We start from the raw sequence: 19,618 nt of genomic DNA, 5'->3' as shown, positions 1-19,618 counted from the left end.
GCGGATTATCCTCCAGCCCCCGATTTCCCCCGCGCGGCGTCCGGCATCCGGACTGCCATCCGCACCAAATGCGGAAGGAATGGGGAAGGAATGGGGAAGGATCAGCTCCCCGGCGCCGTCGTGCCGCGCGGCTTGACCATGTTGCCGACCTCGTTGGAGATGCGGCGGCGATCGTCGTCGGACATCGCCGGACCGCACTCGCGCTTGCCCAGCATCGAGCCCGTGCGGGCCTCGCGCTCGCACGTGACCTTCTGTCCGTTGGCGTCGGCGGTCTGGGTCGTGGCGGTCGCGCCATCGCTGGCACACGCGGCCAGGGCCAGCAGCGGAACGGCGGCGAACAACAGTCGGATCATGATGGGACTTCCCTAGAAGGTCCGGGATACTTGCCCCGGACGGGTGGTGAAGCGCGGGATCCTAGCAACGCCGCCCTCACGGCACCTTGGGGAGAACGCGACACTCCCTCTTCAGAGGGAACGGTCGGCGCACCAGCGATGATGCGGTCTTCACGGCCGCCGCTGACCTGCTCAAGTCATCGACGACCCGCGTTTGCAATGCTCTACTGCCGCCTTCGCCTCCTCGGGCCCGGCGTGCATCGCCATTTCGGAAGGACCTTTTCTTGACTCCAGGACTCAAACGCTTCTTCGCCAGCGAATCCGCGGGCGGCATCGTGCTGGCCATCGCCGCGGTGGCGGCGCTGATCCTGTCCAACTCCGCGTGGCGCGATCTGTACGTCGCCTTCACCCGCATCGAGGGCGAGGTCCGCATCGGCGGCGACTGGCTCGTGCTGGCCAAGCCGCTGCTGGTCTGGGTCAACGACCTGTGGATGGCCGTGTTCTTCTTCCTCGTCGGGCTGGAGATCAAGCGCGAGTTCGTCAGCGGCGAGCTCTCGCAGCGCTCGCAGGCGGTGCTGCCCATCGTCGCCGCGTTCGGCGGCATGGCCGTGCCGGCGCTGATCTACGCGGGCATCAACCACGCGGATCCCATCGGGCTGCACGGCTGGGCCATCCCCGCCGCGACCGACATCGCCTTCGCCATCGGCATCGTCATGCTGCTGGGCAGCCGCGTGCCGGCCTCGCTGAAGGTGTTCCTCACGGCGGTCGCCATCATCGACGACCTCGGCGCGATCGTCGTGATCGCGCTGTTCTACACGAGCCAGCTGTCGCTGGCGATGCTCGGCGCCGCGGGGGCCTGCCTGCTCGTGCTGTTCGCGCTGAACCGCGCGAAGGTCACGCGCGTGGACCTGTACCTCGTCGTCGGCCTGGTGATGTGGACCTGCGTGCTGAAGTCCGGCGTCCATGCGACGCTGGCCGGCGTGGCCACCGCGCTCTTCATCCCGTCGACCGACGGCAGAGGCCATTCGCCGGCCGAGGACCTCGAGCACGGCCTGCACCCGTGGGTGGCCTTCCTGATCCTGCCGATGTTCGCTTTCTCCAACGCCGGGGTGTCCCTGCTGGGCCTGCACCCGGGCGACCTGCTGCACCCGGTGTCGCTGGGCATCGCGCTGGGACTGCTGCTGGGCAAGGCGATCGGCGTGTTCGGCAGTTCCTGGCTGATGATCCGCGCCGGGCTGGCCGAGAAACCCGGCGGCGCGGACTGGGTCCAGTTCTTCGGCGTGTGCGTGCTGTGCGGGATCGGCTTCACGATGAGCCTGTTCATCGGCGGGCTGGCTTTCGAGGGCCAGGGGCCGGACTATGAAACTCGCGTGAAACTGGGCGTGCTCGGCGGATCGATCCTGTCGGGCATCGCCGGCACGCTGATCCTGCTGCGCAAGCCACGCTGAGGTGTACGCGTCATAAGGCGCCAGAAGCAGAGAAGGGACCCGAGGGTCCCTTCGTCGTTCATGAGCTCATGCGTTCATGAGACTGGCGCCGGGCGCCGCGTCAATGCTGCTTGGGGGTGTGGTGATGCGACAGCAGCCGGTCCGTCGCAGCGATCGCCAGCGCCGACACGAGGAAGGCCAGATGGATCAGCGTCTGCCACATCAACGTCTGCTCGGTCAGGTTCTGCACGTTGATGAAGGTCTTGAGCAGGTGGATCGACGAGATGCCGATGATGGCCGTCGCCAGCTTGACCTTCAGCACCGAGGCGTTCACGTGGTCCAGCCACTCGGGCTGGTCGGGGTGGCCCTCCAGGTGCAGTCGAGAGACGAAGGTCTCGTAGCCGCCCACGATCACCATGATCAACAGGTTGGAGATCATCACCACGTCGATCAGGCCCAGCACGGCCAGCATGATGATCGTCTCGTTGAGCTTGGGCACGTCGGTGTCGGCCTTGTAGCCCACGCTGTGGATCAGCAGGTCCAGCGCCTCCTTGTTGCCGAAGGCGGCTTCGACCAAATGCACCAGCTCCGTCCAGAACTGGAAGACATACACCGCCTGCGCCGCGATCAGGCCCAGGTACAGCGGCAACTGGAGCCAGCGGCTGCCGAACATGATGGAGGCCATCGGATTGAGCCGGGGCTTCGGAGCGGTCATCGGGAGGTGTCCTTCGAGTCGAAATGTCGCAACTGGCGGTAACCGCCAAACCGGGCGATTTTAGTGAGAGCATGCCGGCGGGTTTCCGAACGGGCATGTCATCCGCTCGCCGGAAGCTCTTCTACAAGAGTAAGCACATCGTCAGTGTGAACGCTCAGAGTTCGCCCGAGCGTGATTCCAAGTTCGAAAGATCCTGCCTGTACGGAGACAAAGGCCATGAGCGACAAGATCTACAACCCCCCCGCATCCGCCGTCCAGGGCGCGCATGTGTCCGGCATGGCCGCCTACGAGGCGCTGTGCCAGGAGGCCGACACCGACTACGCCGGCTTCTGGGCGCGCCAGGCGCGCGAGCTGCTGAGCTGGAAGCAGCCGTTCACGAAGACGCTCAACGAGTCCGACGCACCCTTCTTCAAGTGGTTCGAGGACGGCCGGCTCAACGTGTCCTACAACTGCCTGGACCGTCACGTCGAGGCGGGCCGCGGTGACCGCGTCGCGATCATCTTCGAGGCCGACGACGGCAGCGTCACCCGCGTCACCTATGCCGAGCTGCTGGCCAAGACCGCGCAGCTGGCCAATGCGCTCAAGGCGCGCGGCGTGAAGAAGGGCGACCGCGTCGTCATCTACATGCCGATGTCGGTCGAGGGCGTGGTGGCGATGCAGGCCTGCGCGCGCATCGGCGCGACGCATTCGGTGGTGTTCGGCGGTTTCTCCGCGCAGTCGCTGCGCGATCGCGTGCAGGACGCCGGCGCGGTGATGGTGCTGACGGCCGACGAACAGGCGCGCGGCGGCAAGTCCCTGCCGCTCAAGGCCATCGTCGACGAGGCGCTGGCCGGCAACAGCTGTCCGACGATCCGGTCCGTCCTGGTCTACAAGCGCACCGGCGGCCAGATCGCCTGGGTCGACGGCCGGGACGAATGGCTGCACGACGCGGTCGCGGGCCAGTCCTCCAGCTGCGAGCCCGAGTGGGTCGAGGCCGAACACCCGCTGTTCCTGCTCTACACGTCGGGGTCGACGGGCAAGCCCAAGGGCGTGCAGCACAGCACGGGCGGTTATCTGCTGCACGCGGCGCTCACCACGAAATGGACCTTCGACCTGAAGGACTCCGACATCTTCTGGTGTACCGCCGACATCGGCTGGGTGACCGGCCACACCTACATCGCCTACGGCCCGCTGGCACTGGGCGGCACGGAGATCGTCTTCGAGGGCATCCCGACCTTCCCCGACGCCGGCCGCTTCTGGCAGATGATCCAGAAGCACAAGGTGACGATCTTCTACACGGCGCCGACGGCGATCCGCTCGCTGATCAAGGCGGCGGAGACCAACGAGACCGTCCACCCGAAGAACTACGACCTGACGTCGCTGCGTCTGCTGGGCTCGGTGGGCGAGCCCATCAACCCCGCGGCCTGGGAGTGGTACCACCAGCATGTGGGCGGCGGCCGCTGCCCGATCGTCGACACCTTCTGGCAGACGGAGACTGGCGGTCACATGATCACGCCGTTGCCGGGCGCCACGCCGCTGGTGCCGGGCTCCTGCACGCTGCCGTTCCCCGGCATCACCGCGGCCATCGTCGACGAGACCGGCAATGACGTGCCCAACGGACAGGGCGGCATCCTGGTCGTGAAGAAGCCGTGGCCGTCGATGATCCGCACGATCTGGGGCGATCCCGAGCGCTTCAAGAAGAGCTACTACCCGCCCGAGCTCAAGGGCTACTACCTGGCCGGCGACGGCGCGATCCGCGACGCGGACAACGGCTACTTCACGATCACCGGCCGCATCGACGACGTGCTGAACGTGTCCGGCCACCGCATGGGCACGATGGAGATCGAGTCCGCGCTGGTGGGCTGCACCGAGCTGGTGGCCGAAGCGGCGGTGGTCGGCCGTCCCGACGACACCACCGGCGAGGCCATCTGCGCGTTTGTCGTGCTCAAGCGCCCGCGTCCGAGCGGCGACGAGGCCAAGGCCATCGCCAAGCAGCTGCGCGACTGGGTGGCCAAGGAGATCGGTCCGATCGCCAAGCCCAAGGACATCCGCTTCGGCGACAACCTGCCCAAGACCCGCAGCGGCAAGATCATGCGCCGGCTGCTGCGCTCGGTCGCCAAGGGCGAGACCGTCACGCAGGACACCTCCACGCTGGAGAACCCGGCCATCCTCGAGCAGCTGGGCCAGGCCTATTGATCGAAGGCCCGGTACCCCGCCGTGTGAGCCGCCGGTTGTCGCCGGTTCCACGGGTCTGATACCGCCGACACCCTCTGAGCCCCGCCTTGGCGGGGCTTTTTCTTGCGCTGTCGCAAACCGCGCGAGGCTTCGCCATCCTGGATCGAAGGGGTCGACTGACATCAACGGGGGAAGCCGGGGGAGATTCACACTCGCGCGGGTTGTGGAGCTCGGGCGCCTCGCGGCGAAGAATCCCGATTCCGCGCCCCGCTCAGGGCGCGGATCGCGTTCAAGACCGGGCACGGGCGACAGGGTCCGTCCGGCGAACGCCCAGCCAGAAGGAGACGTTTGTGGAATATGTGTTCACGCTCAAGTACCAGATGCCGCCCCAGGACTGCGAGGAGGTGCACCTGATGCAGCGCCTGGCGGCGGCCGGATGCGGTGACGCGCAGGTCGCGATGGGCCTGCGAGGGCGAGTGATGCTGAACTTCAGAAGGCGAGCGGAGCGGGCCGAGCCGGCCTTGCTCGGCGCGTTGCGCGAGGTGCGCGAGGCCCTGCCGGGCGCGAGGCTGATCGAGGCCGCACCCGACATGGTCGGTCTGACCGACGTGGCGATGGTGGTGGGGGTGTCGCGCCAGAACATGCGCAAGCTGATGCTGACCCACCCGATGAGCTTCCCGTCGCCGATCCATGAAGGCAATGCCTCCTCGGTCTGGCATTTGTGGGACGTGCTGCGCTGGATGCAGGGGCGGGGCAGCTACCGCATCGACAACGCGGTGGTGGAGCTCGCGACGGTGACGAAGTCCATCAACCTCGCGCGGGAGCGCGGGCATCTGCCGGAGCTGGCGCACGAGGAACTGGTCAAGCTCGTGGCCTGAACCTCGGGTGGACGGGCGCCCGGACCGACGCTGCATTCAAGACGCGCTGGCGCCAGAAGCAGGGCAGGCCCCGAAGGGCCTGCGTCAGGGGCGCCCATCCCCGGTGGTCACTTCCCCGGCGGTCACTTGACCGACAGCACCCACTTGGCGAGCTGTTCGGCCTCGGCCGGAGAGACCTGGTTCGGGGGCATGGGCACCGGGCCCCACACGCCCGACCCGCCCTTGACGATCTTCTCGGACAGCTTCTTCACCGCGTCCTTGTCCTTGGCGTACTTGGCGGCGACGTCCTTGAAGGGCGGGCCGACGCGCTTCTGGTCGATCGTGTGGCAGCTCATGCAGTTCTTCTTCTGGGCGAGCTGCTCGTTGGCGAACGCGCTGGGGGCGGACAGCGCGGCGAGCAGTGCCGCGGAGATGAACAAGGCGTTTTTCATGGCATCCTTTCAGGTCCTGCCGGGAACAATCGACATGCCCCACCACGGACCAACATCGCGACATGCGATGGGCGGCGCGGAGGCGTCCGGACCCGGGCGATTGTAGTGTTGGGGGTCGCGCCAGCCAGGTGCGCGCACGAGGAGAAAGACGATGTGGTTGATCGTGACGGGGGTGCTGTTGATCTTGCTCAAGCTGGCCGAGATCGGCCCGTTTGGGGATCTGAGCTGGTGGTGGGTGCTGTCGCCGTTCGCCGCGGCCGTCGTGTGGTGGGAGTTCGCCGACAAGAGCGGCTACACCAAACGCAAGGAAATGGAGAAACTCGACGAGCGCAAGGAGATGCGCCGTCAGCGTTCGGTCGATGCGATCGGGCAGGGCGACAAGCAGCGCAAGCGCCGTTGATGCGCCCTTGAAGCGCGGTACCGCGTTCTCGCCTGAATGGACAACGGGGCCCGCGGGCCCCGTTGGTCTTGGTCGAGCGACGCCCGAGACTCGGGCGACTTGAACGAGTCGAACGCCTTACTCGAACTTGTCGAGCACCGCGCCGGAACTGGCGCTGGAGGCGTTCCGGGCGAACTTGGCCAGCACACCGCGCGTGTAGCGCGGCGCGGGCTGGACCCAGTCGGCCTTGCGGCGGGCGAGCTCGGCCTCCTCGACATTGAGCTGCAACAGCAGCTGCACCGCATCGATGGTGATGGAGTCGCCCTCGTGGACGAGCGCGATGGCGCCGCCTTCATAGGCTTCCGGCGCGACGTGGCCGACCACCATGCCCCAGGTGCCGCCCGAGAAGCGTCCATCGGTGATCAGGCCGACGCTCTCTCCCAGCCCCTGGCCGATCAGCGCGCCGGTCGGTGCCAGCATCTCCGGCATGCCCGGGCCACCCTTGGGGCCGAGGTAACGCAGCACCATCACGTCGCCGGCCTTGATCTGGCCGGCCATGATCGCGGCCAGCGCGGACTGCTCGTCATCGAAGACGCGTGCCGGGCCGGTGATGACGGGATTCTTCAGCCCGGTGATCTTGGCCACGCAGCCTTCGGGCGACAGGTTGCCCTTGAGGATCGCCAGGTGGCCCTGCGCGTAGATCGGATCCGCGACCGCGCGGATGACCTGCTGCTCGGGCGACAGCTCGGGCACATCGGCGAGGTTCTCGGCCACGGTCTTGCCGGTGATGGTGATGCAGTCACCGTGCAGGAGCCCGGCCTTGAGCAGCTGCTTCATGACGGCCGGAATGCCGCCGGCCTTGTGCAGGTCCACGGCCAGGAAGCGGCCGCTGGGCTTGAGGTCGCACAGCACGGGGATCTTCGTGCGCATGCGTTCGAAGTCGTCGATGGTCCAGTCCACCTCGGCCGCGTGCGCGATCGCCAGGAAGTGCAGCACCGCGTTGGTCGATCCGCCCGTGGCCATGATCACCGCAACCGCGTTCTCGATCGCCTGCTTCGTGACGATGTCGCGCGGCTTGAGGTCGGCCTTGACCGCCTGGACCAGGTATTCAGCGGCGCGCTTGGTGTTCTCGACGACCTCGTCCTCGACGTTGGACATGCTCGACGAGTAGGGCAGCGACATGCCCAGCGCCTCGAACGCCGAGCTCATCGTGTTGGCCGTGTACATGCCGCCGCACGAGCCGCTGCCGGGGATGGCGCGTTTCTCGATCTGGCAGAAGTCCTCCTCGCTCATCTTGCCGGCGCTGAACTGGCCCACCGCCTCGAAGACGCTGACGATGTTGAGATCCTGGCCCTTGTAGTGACCGGGCTTGATCGTGCCGCCGTAGATGTAGATGGCCGGCACGTTGGCGCGCAGCATGCCCATCATGCCGCCGGGCATGTTCTTGTCGCAGCCGCCGATGACCATCACGCCGTCCAGCCACTGGCCGCCGACGCAGGTCTCGACGCAGTCGGAGATCACCTCGCGCGAGACCAGCGAGTACTTCATGCCCTCGGTGCCCATGGCCATGCCGTCGGAGATCGTCGGCGTACCGAAGAGCTGCGCGTTCGCGCCGGCCGCCTTCAGGCCGATGACGGCGGCGTCGGCGAGTTTCTGCAGGCCGGAGTTGCAGGGCGTGATCGTCGAGTGGCCGTTGGCCACGCCGATCATCGGCTTGCCGAAATCACTCTCCTGGTAGCCCATGCCGTAATACATCGAGCGGTTGGGCGCGCGCGCGACGCCCTCGGTGATGTTCCTCGAGCGGCGATTCGGGGCGTCGTCGTGCGGGGCGTTGGTGGCGTCGGTGGGCTTGGCGGTCATGGGAGCGTCCTGGCGGGCAATGCTTGGAGCGCGCCAGTATGCGCCGCGCGTTTTGGCGGGTCCAATATATAGTTGACAGCGTTTTGATTCACCGGATGTATCGATGATCGAGCTCCGTCCGCTGCGCCAGTTCCTGGTGCTGGCCGAGGAACTGCACTTTGGCCGCGCCGCCGAGCGCCTGCACATGACGCAGCCGCCGCTGAGCCTGGCCGTGCAGAAGCTCGAGGCGCAACTCGGGGTGCCGCTGCTGGAACGCGGCCGGCGGGTCGTCGCGCTGACGGCGGCCGGACAGGCGCTGGTGGAGGCCGGCGCGCGCCTGCTGGAGCAGGCCGAACAGGTGCCCGCGCGGGTGCGCGCCGCGGCCAGCGGCGAGGCGGGCCGGCTGAACCTGGGCTTCGTGTCGACGGTCGGTTATGGCGACATGCCGCGCTGGCTGCGCCTGTTCCGGGAATCGATGCCCGGTGTGCAGTTGGCCTTGCGCGAGGCGACGCTGGACGTGCAGCTGCGCGGGTTCGAGTCGGGCGAGCTGGATGCGGGCTTCGTGATCCACGCGCCGGGCGCGGAGCCGCCCGGGTTCGAGCGCCTGATCGTCTCCACCGAGCCGCTGGTGCTGGCGCACGCGCAGGACTGGGCGCTCGACGAAAGCGGCGATCCGGGACGGACGGGCGCAGGCGAAGCGGCCTTGGCGGACGTGTTGCGCCAGCCGCTGGTGGTGTTTCCTCGCGAGATCGCGCCCTCGCTGTTCGACGCGTTGCTGGGTTTCTATCGCGCGCATGGGGCGACGCCGCAGATCGCCCAGGAGGCCATCCAGATGCAGACCATCGTGAACCTGGTGTCCGCCGGCATGGGCGTGGCGTGGGTGCCGCGATCGGTCTGCGCGCTGCAGCGGCCCGGCGTGCGCTACCGCCCCTGGCCTGGCGTCGATGTGCCGGCCTGCGACACCAGCCTCATCTGGCGCGCCGACGCGCCGCCGGTCGTGCGGCGATTCGTGGACCATGTGCGGTCGCAGATCGCGGCGACGGCAGGTTCGGCGGCGGCGTCGGTCGTGCAGGCGCCGCCGAGTTCTGCCACCATGCGCCGATGAAAGGACGTTTGCCCGTGAAAGTTCCCCGCACGAAGAAGTCTGATCGCCTGACCGGATGGCGCCGCCTGGTCGGGGCGATCTGCGTGATCACCGGATTCTCGATGGTGATGAGCGTGGCCTTCGCCACGCCCGCCCAGGCCGCCGTCTTCAAGGACGCCGAGCTGCAGGCGCTGCTCGACGCGGGCCGCGCCGATGACCTCGAGAAGCTGGCCGCGCAGCGCGTGAAGGCCGATGCCGACGATCCTCAGGCCGTGGCCGCGCTGGCGCTGTCGCAGCTGGACCTCGCGGACGGCGCGGTGCTCAAGCAGAACATCCAGCGGCTGGAGCAGTGCGTGCAGCGCTCGCCGAACGAGGGCGCCTGCCAGTACGCGCTGGCCTTGTCGCTGGTGATGCAGGCGCGCGGCGGCAGCAAGCTCAAGGCGCTGGGGTCGCTGGGCCGGGTGAGCGAGCTGGCGCAGCGCGCGATGACCCTGATGCCCGAGGCGCCCGAGCCGCGCAGCGCGTTGCAGCAGTACTACCTCGCGCTGCCCAGCTTCATCGGCGGCGGTGAATCCAAGGCCCGCGCGCTGGAGCAGGATGTCAAGGACGCCGCGCAATTGAACCTGATGCGCGCGCGCGTGGCGGCTTCGAAGAAGGATTGGCCGGCGATGGAGAAGGCGCTGCGCGCGGTGCGCACGCAACGACCGGAACTACTGCTGGAGCTGCGCGTGTTGTGGAGCGATTACGGCCGCAACCTCTTCTTCGGCGATCAGAAGGAGCGTGCGGTGCCGTGGTTCGAGGAACTGCTGCGCAACCAGCCGAACCAGGCGATGGGCGCGTACGGCCTCGGACGCGCCTATGACGCACTGGGCCAGTATGACAAGGCCGTGGCGTCGTTCGAGCGCGCGCGCGGCCTGCTGGGCGCGGAGCAACTGGGCCTGGACCGTCGACTGGGCAGCGCGTTGGCGGCCAAGGGCGACAAGGCGGGCGCGCGCGTCGCGCTGCAGCGCTGCGTCGACAACCGGCGGGGCAGCGGCGGCGACGCCGAGGACTGCCGCAAGCAGCTGGCGGCCCTGGGCGGCTGACGGCGGCTGACGGCGGCTGACGTCGGCTGACGTCGGCGGAAGGCGCCTTAAGGCACGGGCTCGCCGCGCCTTTATGATTCGCGCCTTCGCGGCGCAGTAGACCCCTTCCCATGCTGGTGCATCCCAATTTCAACCCGGTGGCCTTCTCCGTCTTCGGCTGGCCGATCCACTGGTACGGGTTGATGTATCTGACGGCCTTCGCGCTGTTCCTGTGGCTGGGCACGCGCATGGTCGCCAAGCCCTGGAACGCGGCGCGCGGCTGGACCCGCCGCGACATCGACGACCTGCTGTTCTACGGCGTGCTCGGGGTGGTGCTCGGCGGCCGGCTGGGTTACGTCTTCTTCTACAAGCCGGCGTACTACCTCAGCCATCCGGGCGAGATCCTGGCGGTCTGGCAGGGCGGCATGTCCTTCCATGGCGGCCTGCTGGGCGTGCTCGTGGCGTTGGCGTTCTTCGCGTGGCGCCGGGGCTTCCACTTCCTGGAAGTCGGCGACATCGTCGCGCCCTGCGTGCCGACCGGACTGGCCGCGGGCCGCATGGGCAACTTCATCAACGGCGAGCTGTGGGGCCGTCCGGCCGATCCGGGCCTGCCCTGGGCGATGGTGTTCCCGCAGGCGCACGACGCTGTCATGACGCCGCGCCATCCCTCCCAGCTGTACCAGTTCCTCGGCGAGGGCCTGCTGCTGTTCATCGTGCTGTGGCTGTTCGCGCGCAAGCCGCGGCCGATGGCGGCGGTGTCGGGCCTGTTCCTGGTGGGCTACGGCGTGGCGCGTTTCGTCGCCGAGTACTTCCGCGAACCCGACAGCTTCCTCAAGCTCGACGACCAGCCGCTGCACCTGAGCCAGGGCCAATGGCTGAGCGTGCCGATGATCATCGGCGGCGTGCTCATGATGATCTGGGCCTACCGCCGCGCGGCGCGCCTGCAGGCCGCGACCGCGGGCCGCTGATCCCGCGCTCCGCTGATTCCGGGCGAGACCTCAAGAGACCCTTCATGCGTCAGATCTTCTTCGATACCGAGACCACCGGCCTGAACCCCGAGCAGGGCGACCGCGTCGTCGACATCGGCCTGGTGGAGATGGTGAACCGTCAGCTGACGGGGCGGCATCTGCACTTCTACCTGAACCCTGAACGCGACATGCCCGAGGAGGCGTTCCGCGTCCACGGGCTGAGCGCCGAGTTCCTGTCGGACAAACCCAAGTTCGCGCAGATCGTCGACGAATTCCTCGAGTTCATCCGCGACGCCGAGCTGATCGCGCACAACGCGGCGTTCGACGTCGGCTTCATCAACGCCGAGCTCAAGCGTTGCGGTCGCGCGCCGCTGCACGAGTGCGTGGACAACGTGCGCGACACGCTGCTGATGGCGCGGGACATGTTCCCGGGCAAGGCGAACTCGCTGGACGCGTTGTGCCGGCGTCTGGAAGTCGACAACAGCAACCGCGGCCTGCACGGCGCGGTGAAGGACGCGGAGCTGCTGGCCGAGGTCTACATCCGGCTGACGCGGGGTCAGGACTCGCTGGTCATCGACGACAGCGCGACGGCGACGCCGGGGCAGGGCGGGGACCTCGAGGTCGCGGCCATCGACTTCAGCGCTTTCGCGCTGCCGGTGATCGCAGCGAGCGACGAGGAACTCGCGCTGCACGACAAGGTGCTGGCGGAGCTCGACAAGGCCAGCGGCGGCAAGCGCATCTGGCAGAGCGCGGAGCCCGCCGCCGCCACCGCGGCAGCGACGGCCTGAATCCGGCGCTGGCGCGTCTCGCTCGAAGGATTCTTCAAAGAGTTCTTGAGTGAGGTCAAAAACTCATGGCATAATCTTTGTCTTTCCCGGACATCCCCGGCGGCAGCGAAAGCGGCGGTCGAGGACGACAAGACCGGGCGGTTAGCTCAGCGGTAGAGCACTGCCTTCACACGGCAGGGGTCGCAGGTTCGAACCCTGCACCGCCCACCAAAGTCTTGTTGATGATTCGCCGCATCCGGTGACCCGGTCTGAATACCGGGCGGTTAGCTCAGCGGTAGAGCACTGCCTTCACACGGCAGGGGTCGCAGGTTCGAACCCTGCACCGCCCACCAGAACAACCCCGACAGCGCAAGCTGCCGGGGTTTTTTCTTGTCGGAGAGCTTCAGGGATGCAGGTACTTCAACATCCCGAACAGCAGCGACGCCACCAGCGTCACGGTCGCCAACTGGCCACCAACCATCCATCGGATCAGCTCCGTCCTCGTGTTGGCGAGATCCTGTTTGACATCGCCTCGCAGCAACGACATCTCGCCTCGCACGGCTGCAATGTCTTGTTTCAGCTCGCTGCGGACTTGCGTGACCTCGCTGCGGACCGAGGCGATGTCCTGCTTCAACTCCGAGCGCACCGCCGCGATGTCCTGCTTCAGTTCCGCGCGCAACACAGTGATCTCTCCGCGCACGCCGGAGATCTCCTGCTTGACCTCGCCTCGCCACAACGAAAACTGCGACTTCAGGTCGATCACCTCGGTCCTCACGACCTGCAGGTCGCTGAGCTTCGCGTAAGGGGTCTGGCGATCGGTCATGCGTTTCTCCACGGCGCCGTCGATGGTCTCGGCGGCGATGCGGGCATCGTGGTCGGTGGCGCCGACCCGGCGGAAGGCGTGGTGCAAGGCGAGCTTCATCGAGCGGCTCCTTCGTATAGACGGCGTGTTCTTCTCTGAACAAGGCCGCGATCATCCTGCGTTCGCGGGGTCACGTCTCTCGCACATTCCAGTCATTCTTGGGGGAGGCCCGGAGAGAATGCCTCGATGCGCACCTTGCTCCCTTCCTCGCTGGTCGCGGTGATGCCGCGCTGCCTGCAACAGGCGCGGCAGCCCGTGCCCGACGGGCTGTTGCCGTTGCGGCTGGGAGACCTGACTCTCGGTCGCATCCATCCGATGCGCGCGGCGGTGCTGGCCGAGGTCTGGCCCGAACTCGCGATGCGCGACGGCGCGTTGTGCTGGGACGCGATGTCCTGGGACGTCGACGCGCGTTCCGAACGCGTCGGTCAGGTCGCCCTGGCCTTGCGCGAGCGGGGCGCGATCACCGGCTGGCGCGGCGAGCGCTACGCCTGCGAGCATCCCGTCGAAGATCCCGCCACCGCGCGCGGCGACGTGCTCTTCCGCCTGGAGCGGTCCGCGTTCCGCTTCTTCGGCCTGATGAGCCGCGCGGTGCACGTCAACGGCTTGCTGCCCGGCGCGCGGCTGATCTGCGGACGCCGCGCCCTGTCCAAGGCGACCGATCCCGGCAAGCTCGACAACCTCGCGGCCGGCGGCCTGACCGCCGACGAGGATCTCGTTCACTGCGCGCGGCGCGAGCTGCTCGAGGAAGCCGGCGTGCCGATGGCGCTCAGCGCCGCGGTGCAGCCGCGTGGCGCCCTGCGCAGCACGCGCATGGAGCCCGAGGGCCTGCATGACGAGATCCTCCATGTCTACAGCCTGCAGCTGCCTGCGGGCTTCGCGCCGCGCAATGGCGACGGCGAGGTCAGCGAGTTCCTCACGCTGGACCTGGAGACGCTTGCCCAGTGCCTCGCCGCGGGCGAGTTCAGCGTGGATGCCGCCGCCGTCAGCGCCTTCGGCCTGCTGCACGCGCAGGCGTTGGCCGACCTGCGGGCCTGATCGCCCGGGACGCTCGCGCTGCGGGTTCCGCGTACGGCCATGCCGGACGTGCTCGGCACAATCGGCCGCATGGATCAAGTCGATGCGGTGGTGATCGGGGCCGGCGTGGTCGGCCTCGCGGTGGGCCGGGCGCTGGCGATGCGCGGTCTGGAGACACTGGTGCTCGAGCGCGAACACGCGATCGGCACCGGGATCAGCTCGCGCAACAGCGAGGTGATCCATGCCGGGCTGTACTACCCGGCCGGCTCGCTCAAGGCGCGGTTGTGCGTGCGCGGCAAGCAGCTGCTCTACGCGTTCTGCGCGTCGCACGGGGTCGAGCATCGGCGCTGCGGCAAGCTGGTCGTGGCGACCTCGCCGGAGCAACTCCCGGGCTTGCGCGCGCTGCAGGCCAAGGCCGCCGCCAACGGTGTCGACGACCTGCGATGGCTGACGCGCGAGGAGGCCATCGCGTTGGAGCCCGCGCTGCGGTGCGAGGCCGCGTTGCTCTCGCCGTCCACCGGCATCGTCGACAGCCACGGGCTGATGCTCGCGCTGCAGGGCGATCTGGAGCGACACGGCGGCGCGGTGGCGTTCGGCGCGGTGGTGACATCGGTGACCTCGGTGAACTCGGTGATGGCGACGGACTCGGTGGTGCCGCTGCATCACGTCCACACCGCGGACCTGTCGATCGCCGCGCGCGTCGTCGTCAATGCCGCGGGCCTGCATGCGCCGCAGGTCGCCGCGGCGATCGAGGGCCTGCCGGCACCTCCCGTCGCGCGGTTCAGCAAGGGCTGCTATTTCGCGCTGCAAGGACGGGCGCCGTTCTCGCGGCTCGTGTACCCGCTCCCGCAGGATGCCTGGCTGGGCGTGCACCTGACGCTGGACCTCGGCGGTCAGGCGCGTTTCGGTCCCGATGCGCAGTGGCTGGACGTCGCGCGGCCCGAGGACATCGACTACACCGTCGATCCCGCGCGCGCCGACGTCTTCTATGACGACGTGCGCCGCTACTGGCCCGAGCTGCCCGACGGGGCGCTGCAACCCGCCTACAGCGGCGTGCGCCCCAAGATCCATGCGCCGGACGAGCCCGCGCCCGATTTCCGCATCGATGGCCCCGCGCAGCACGGCGTGCCGGGACTCGTGAACCTGATGGGCATCGAGTCCCCGGGCCTGACCAGCGCGCTGGCGATCGCCGAGGAGGTGCTCGAGCGGCTGGGCTGAGGCTCAGTCCGCGGGCACGCGTAGCGCGCGTTCGCGCTCCTTGGCGATGCGAGCCGCGAAGTCCGCCGCGCTGCCGCCGGTGGGCAGGTTGCTGACGTCCAGCATGCGCGCGCGCAGCTCGGGCTGGCGCAGTGCCTCGTTGATCACGGCGTTGATCAGCCGCAGGCGCTCGTCAGGCACGCCGCGCGGCGCGAAGATCCCGAAGGTCGACACCAGGTTGGCTTCGGCGAAGCCGAGCTCGGCGAGCGTCGGAACATCGGGCAGCACCGGCAGACGCACCGGCGAGCCGATGGCCAGCGCCCTGAGCCGACCCTGGCGCACGTACTGCAGCTGCTGCGACGCGACGTTGGATGACAGCAGCTCGAACTGCCCACCGATCGCATCGGTGAGCTGCTGGCCGCCGCCCTTGTAGGGCACGTGGATGATGTCCACGCCCGCGGCGGCGCGCACCTGCGCCAGCACCATGTGGCCCACCGTCGCGTGACCCGAGGTGGCCCAGCGCAGCCGGCCCGGCGCGGCCCGCGCTGCGGCGAGCATCGCGGCGAAGTCCCGGACCTTGAACGAGGGATGCGCGAGCACGAGCACCGGCGTGTCCATGAGGCTGACCACCGGCACGACGTCGCGCAGCAGTGTGGTGGATCCCGTGCTGGCCGGCGCGAACACCAACGGCGAGATCGCGCAATAGGCCAGCGTGTGCCCGTCAGGCGCGGCACGCGCGAGCGACTCCAGCGCGGTCAGCCCGCCCGCGCCGGCGCGGTTCTCGACGATCACCGGCACCTTGAGCCGCGCGCTCATGAACTCGGCCAGCGCGCGGGCGGTCTCGTCGCTGACGCCGCCAGGCGGGTAGGCCACGATCAGGTGCAGCGGCCGCGTGGGCCAGGGCTCGGCGCCCGGCGCGGCGCTCGCGCGCGTGCAGGCGGCCATTGCGTCGATGCCAGCGATCGCGGCGATCCCGGCGGCCTTCAGCGCCGAGCGCCTATGCATCGCGATGGTCCAGCGCGATGCGCCGCGCGAGCGCAAGGAAGGTGGCCGTCGGGCCGGCCTGGTCGTGCTCACGGTAGGCCAGCGTGAGCGGCGCCTCCAGCCGCGCGTGTTTCTCCAGCGGGCGGAAGACGATGGAATGCGCATGCACGCCGCGCATGGACGCGGGCACCACGGACAAGCCCGCGCCCGCGGCCACCAGGTTGAGGTTCATCATCATCCGGTCCACCTCGACGAAGCTGCGCGGCTTGACGCCGTCTCGCTCGCACAGCGCCAGCAGGTTGGCGTAGAGACCGGGCGCCCCCGGGCGGCGCACGAGGATCAGGTCCTCGTCCTCGAGTTCCGCGAGCGGGACCGGTGTCGTGGCCGCGCGCGGCACGGTGGCCAGGCGGTGGTCCAGCGGCAGTGCCAGCAGCGCGGGCTCGGTCAGCAGCGTCTCGAAGCACACGCCCTCGGGTTGCGCGACCGGCACGCGCAGGAAAGCGCAGTGCAGCCGGGCTTTCACGATCGCCTCGATCAGGCCGGCGGCGTGGTTCTCGGTCATCGTCAGCGCGATGCCGGGATGCTCGCCGCGACAGGCGCGCAGCACCGACGGCGTGTACGCATGCGCCGCGGCCGAGCTCGTGAAGCCGATCGCCAGCAACCCGTGCTGGCCGCCGGCCAGCCGGTCCATGCGGTCGCGCATGTCGTGGTAGTCGCGCAGCAGCCGTCGCGCCTCGTCCAGGAACTGCCGGCCGCCATCGGTCAGGCTCACGCCCTTGGGATGGCGGTGGAGCAGGGCCAGGCCCAGCTCCTGTTCCAGCGTCTTGATCTGCTGGCTCAACGGCGGTTGCTGCATGCCGAGCAGCGCCGCGGCGCGCGTCATGTGGCCGGTCTCCGCGACCGTCACGAAATAGCGCAGATGTCTCAGGTCCATGTCTGCGTTGTCTCCAGGTCCTCAGGCTCGCCGCGCCGGCTCCCCACCGCATGGGGAAAGCTACGTACGTCCCATATCGAAATCGTCTCGGACTCTGCCGATCAGTGTATTTGACGCTATGAGGCCCGGTCTCTAAGGTCCGCCCCGGATACCTAGAACAACCCCGACGGAGACAACGTTGATGAACACGACACGACATGCGAGGAGCGCGTCCGCGGCCCTGGTCCTGGCCGCGAGCGCGGTGGGAGCGGCGAACCTGGCCCATGCGCAGGCCAACAGCAGCGGCAACAACAGCAGCGTGCAGCTCTTCGGCCTGCTCGACATCGGCGTGCAGGCGCTGAAGTCCAGCGGCAGCGACACGCGCTACCTGGTCAACAGCGACGGCAACACGTCCAGCCGCTTCGGCGTGCGTGGCACCGAGGACCTGGGCGGCGGCCTGAAGGTCGGCTTCTGGCTGGAGTCCGCCGTGGCGGTCGACGACGGCACCAGCGGCGCCACCAGCACCAACAACAAGGACTCCGTCAGCGGCGGCCTGACCTGGGGCCGGCGCGCCACGGTGCAGATCTCGTCCGCGGACTGGGGCGAGCTGCGCCTGGGCCGCGACTACGTGCCGTCCTTCGGCAACCTGACCACCTCGATGCATCCGTTCGGGACCAACGGCGTGGGCAGCTCAGGGCTGCTCTTCTACCCGGTGCCCGCCGGCGGCACGACCGCGCGCACCAGCGTGCGGGCGTCCAACTCGATCGGCTACTTCACGCCCTCGGGCCTGAACGGGTTCTACGGGCACGCGATGCTCGCGCTGGGCGAGCAGGGCGCGGGTCCGACGCGCAAGGACGGCCAGTTGACCGGCGTGCGCGTGGGCTGGCGCAATGAGACCTTCAACGCATCGGCGGCGATGTCCAGGACGCGTTACGCCACCGGCGACTACACGCAGAGCAACGTGGGCCTGTCCTACAAGTGGGGCCCCGCGAAGCTGATGGCGCTGTGGGGCCGCAACGAGATCGGCATCACCAGCACCACCGCGACGATGCTGGGCACGCAATGGGAAGTCTGGCCGCAGGGCGAGCTGCGCTTCGCCTATACCTGGCTCAAGGCGAAGAATGTCGCCAGCGACGCCAACCAGATCGCGCTCGGGTACGTGCACGACCTGTCCAAGCGCACGGCGCTCTACGGCAACATCTCGCGCATCGACAACAAGGGCCGCGGCACGCGCTTCAACGTGGGCCTCGCCACGACGGTGCCGGGCGGCGACAGCGGCGGCGTCGAAGCCGGCATCCGCCACAACTTCTGATGGGCGTCGAACGCCTCACCCCTCAGCCACGCAGGAGCACGACGATGTCCCTCTCCATGCCCCGTCCGCTTCGACGCGGTGCCGTCACGGTCTCGCTGTCGATCGCCGCGGCCGCCGCCGTCGCCGCGATGGTCGCGCCGATGACCGCCCATGCCGAGGCCACGAAGATCCTCTTCGTCGGCAACAGCTACACCTTCGGTCGTGTCGACCCGGTGATGAGCTACAACGCGGCCAACGTCCATGACCTGACCGCGGCGATGTACGCCAGCAATCCAAGCGGTGCCAACAGCTTCGAGCCCCATCCCTGGGGCGGCGTGGCCGGCATCTTCAAGCAGTTCACGGTGCAGGTCGGGCTGAACTACGACGTGTCGATCTCGGCGCGCAACGCGGCCTCGCTGCGCGGCCAGTTCCTCAACACCAACTCGGCGGGCTGGGACCTGCGCGGCAACATCGGCGCGCAGTCCTGGGACAAGGTCGTGCTGCAGGAGCAGAGCGACGAACCCTTGACCAAGCAGCCCGGGTTGGCGTCCAACCCGGCGTACTTCGGCACGTACACCAACCTGATCGAGAACTGGATCCACCAGGGCAACGCGCTGAGCTACCGCGAGCGCGACCTGATCGGCGGCACGAACGCCCGGTGCGCGGAGATCACCGGCGCCTCCACGGGCACCTGCTCGCTGCTGCGCAACGTGCCGGGCAATGCCAATGCCAACGCGGATGCGGACGTGTACCTCTACCAGACCTGGGCGCGGCCCAACCTGGTCAACGCGCCCAGCACGACGGTGACGGACGAGACGACCGGTGAGGTCACGCCGACGGGTCAGCCCGCGCCGTCGTTCTATCCGTCGCTGCAGGCGATGACGGAGGACCTGAGGCAGGCCTATGCCGCGGCGGCGCTGATGGCCGGCACGGATGGATCGGGCGGCATCGCGGGCATCGCGCCGGTGGGCGAGGCCTTCATGCGCGCGATCGCGTCGGGCGTGGCCACGCCGGACATGTACGCGTCGACGGCGACGACGGACGGGTTGCTGGACCTGTGGTTCGACGACGGCACCCATGCGAGCAAGTACGGGTCCTACCTGAGCGCGTTGACGCTGTTCGGCACGATCACCGGCGTGGATCCGTCGGTGCTGGGCCTGGACGAGATCGCCGCGCGCGACCTCGGCATCAGCGCCCGCGATGCCGTGCTGCTGCAGCGCGTGGCCAGCGAGCAGCTCGGCTTCATCGCGGCGGTGCCCGAGCCGGGATCGCTCGCGTTGACGGCGCTGGCGCTGGGCGTGATGTGGGCCTTGCGACAT

At 68.6% G+C, this 19,618-nt stretch carries 18 protein-coding genes, 2 tRNA genes and 1 pseudogene; 14 read left to right on the top strand and 7 right to left on the bottom strand.

All coding sequences use genetic code 11. From position 1 onward, the window contains the following. Positions 1-101 precede the first annotated feature (101 nt). Positions 102-353, bottom strand: a complete 252-nt coding sequence (locus tag ACNI65_RS14045) for a hypothetical protein (RefSeq protein WP_416757373.1) — start codon at positions 351-353, stop codon at positions 102-104. A gap of 263 nt (positions 354-616) precedes the next feature. Here ACNI65_RS14045 and nhaA point away from each other — a divergent pair, with 263 nt between their 5' ends. Next, positions 617-1,780, top strand: a complete 1,164-nt coding sequence (gene nhaA, locus ACNI65_RS14040) for a Na+/H+ antiporter NhaA (protein ID WP_416757371.1) — start codon at positions 617-619, stop codon at positions 1,778-1,780. A 100-nt stretch (positions 1,781-1,880) separates the two neighbouring features. On the opposite strand, the gene ACNI65_RS14035 is transcribed toward nhaA, so the two are convergent. Beyond that, the gene (locus tag ACNI65_RS14035; protein WP_416757369.1) at positions 1,881-2,474 is read right to left on the bottom strand and encodes a TIGR00645 family protein; all 594 of its coding nucleotides are present in this window, start codon (positions 2,472-2,474) and stop codon (positions 1,881-1,883) included. A 216-nt stretch (positions 2,475-2,690) separates the two neighbouring features. Between ACNI65_RS14035 and acs the strand changes: the two genes are divergently transcribed. Together acs and ACNI65_RS14025 are read left to right on the top strand one after the other, a co-directional pair. Beyond that, the gene (gene acs, locus ACNI65_RS14030) at positions 2,691-4,649 is read left to right on the top strand and encodes an acetate--CoA ligase (protein WP_416757367.1); all 1,959 of its coding nucleotides are present in this window, start codon (positions 2,691-2,693) and stop codon (positions 4,647-4,649) included. Positions 4,650-4,978: 329 nt separating this feature from the next. Then, a complete protein-coding gene (locus ACNI65_RS14025; RefSeq protein ID WP_416757365.1) occupies positions 4,979-5,506 on the top strand; it encodes a helix-turn-helix transcriptional regulator in 528 nt (175 codons plus the stop codon). A gap of 122 nt (positions 5,507-5,628) precedes the next feature. Here ACNI65_RS14025 and ACNI65_RS14020 read toward each other — a convergent pair whose 3' ends face one another. Continuing rightward, a complete protein-coding gene (locus ACNI65_RS14020; protein ID WP_416757363.1) occupies positions 5,629-5,937 on the bottom strand; it encodes a c-type cytochrome in 309 nt (102 codons plus the stop codon). Positions 5,938-6,088: 151 nt separating this feature from the next. On the opposite strand from ACNI65_RS14020, the gene ACNI65_RS14015 reads away from it, so the two are divergent. Then, positions 6,089-6,337 (top strand): TIGR04438 family Trp-rich protein, encoded by a 249-nt coding sequence (locus ACNI65_RS14015; protein WP_416757362.1) that lies wholly within the window; start codon positions 6,089-6,091, stop codon positions 6,335-6,337. Between the two features lie 117 nt (positions 6,338-6,454). Here ACNI65_RS14015 and ilvD read toward each other — a convergent pair whose 3' ends face one another. Beyond that, entirely contained in the window at positions 6,455-8,176 is a 1,722-nt protein-coding gene (ilvD, locus tag ACNI65_RS14010; protein WP_416757361.1) for a dihydroxy-acid dehydratase, read from the bottom strand. A gap of 103 nt (positions 8,177-8,279) precedes the next feature. Between ilvD and ACNI65_RS14005 the strand changes: the two genes are divergently transcribed. The 6 genes from ACNI65_RS14005 to ACNI65_RS13980 all read left to right on the top strand — a co-directional run bounded on the left by ACNI65_RS14005 (position 8,280) and on the right by ACNI65_RS13980 (position 12,391). Further along, a complete protein-coding gene (locus tag ACNI65_RS14005) occupies positions 8,280-9,260 on the top strand; it encodes a LysR family transcriptional regulator (RefSeq protein WP_416757360.1) in 981 nt (326 codons plus the stop codon). A 14-nt stretch (positions 9,261-9,274) separates the two neighbouring features. After that, entirely contained in the window at positions 9,275-10,324 is a 1,050-nt protein-coding gene (locus tag ACNI65_RS14000) for a hypothetical protein (RefSeq protein ID WP_416757359.1), read from the top strand. Between the two features lie 110 nt (positions 10,325-10,434). Further along, positions 10,435-11,271, top strand: coding sequence for a prolipoprotein diacylglyceryl transferase (lgt, locus tag ACNI65_RS13995; RefSeq protein ID WP_416757358.1), 837 nt, complete (start codon positions 10,435-10,437; stop codon positions 11,269-11,271). Positions 11,272-11,315: 44 nt separating this feature from the next. Further along, positions 11,316-12,059: a DNA polymerase III subunit epsilon gene (gene dnaQ, locus ACNI65_RS13990; protein WP_416757357.1), complete on the top strand. Its 744-nt coding sequence runs from the start codon at positions 11,316-11,318 to the stop codon at positions 12,057-12,059. Between the two features lie 135 nt (positions 12,060-12,194). After that, a tRNA-Val gene (locus tag ACNI65_RS13985) sits at positions 12,195-12,269 on the top strand. Positions 12,270-12,316: 47 nt separating this feature from the next. Beyond that, positions 12,317-12,391: transfer RNA gene (locus ACNI65_RS13980), tRNA-Val, on the top strand. 50 nt (positions 12,392-12,441) lie between these two features. Here the strand turns inward: ACNI65_RS13980 and ACNI65_RS13975 are convergent. Beyond that, positions 12,442-12,960, bottom strand: a complete 519-nt coding sequence (locus tag ACNI65_RS13975; protein WP_416757356.1) for a coiled-coil domain-containing protein — start codon at positions 12,958-12,960, stop codon at positions 12,442-12,444. A 126-nt stretch (positions 12,961-13,086) separates the two neighbouring features. Here ACNI65_RS13975 and ACNI65_RS13970 point away from each other — a divergent pair, with 126 nt between their 5' ends. Beyond that, positions 13,087-13,935, top strand: a complete 849-nt coding sequence (locus ACNI65_RS13970; RefSeq protein ID WP_416757354.1) for a DUF4743 domain-containing protein — start codon at positions 13,087-13,089, stop codon at positions 13,933-13,935. A 69-nt stretch (positions 13,936-14,004) separates the two neighbouring features. Continuing rightward, positions 14,005-15,132: an NAD(P)/FAD-dependent oxidoreductase gene (locus tag ACNI65_RS13965; RefSeq protein ID WP_416757353.1), complete on the top strand. Its 1,128-nt coding sequence runs from the start codon at positions 14,005-14,007 to the stop codon at positions 15,130-15,132. A 3-nt stretch (positions 15,133-15,135) separates the two neighbouring features. Here the strand turns inward: ACNI65_RS13965 and ACNI65_RS13960 are convergent, their stop codons facing one another. Together ACNI65_RS13960 and ACNI65_RS13955 are read right to left on the bottom strand one after the other, a co-directional pair. Further along, positions 15,136-16,116: a Bug family tripartite tricarboxylate transporter substrate binding protein gene (locus tag ACNI65_RS13960; RefSeq protein WP_416757351.1), complete on the bottom strand. Its 981-nt coding sequence runs from the start codon at positions 16,114-16,116 to the stop codon at positions 15,136-15,138. Then, positions 16,109-17,029, bottom strand: coding sequence for a LysR family transcriptional regulator (locus ACNI65_RS13955; RefSeq protein ID WP_416757350.1), 921 nt, complete (start codon positions 17,027-17,029; stop codon positions 16,109-16,111). Before ACNI65_RS13955 ends, ACNI65_RS13960 begins: the two co-directional genes overlap by 8 nt. A 181-nt stretch (positions 17,030-17,210) precedes the next feature. Here ACNI65_RS13955 and ACNI65_RS13950 point away from each other — a divergent pair, with 181 nt between their 5' ends. Continuing rightward, entirely contained in the window at positions 17,211-18,320 is a 1,110-nt protein-coding gene (locus tag ACNI65_RS13950) for a porin (protein WP_416757349.1), read from the top strand. After that, positions 18,320-19,615: pseudogene (locus ACNI65_RS13945) on the top strand (hypothetical protein); the annotation flags it as partial. The gene ACNI65_RS13950 and the pseudogene ACNI65_RS13945, both read left to right, overlap by 1 nt. Positions 19,616-19,618: the final 3 nt, after the last annotated feature.

Source organism: Roseateles sp. So40a (genome assembly GCF_048081605.1).
Taxonomy (GTDB): Bacteria; Pseudomonadota; Gammaproteobacteria; order Burkholderiales; family Burkholderiaceae_C; genus Roseateles.
The sequence above is the reverse complement of the archived record's forward strand: the minus strand, read 5'-3'. Positions and strand labels throughout refer to the sequence as shown.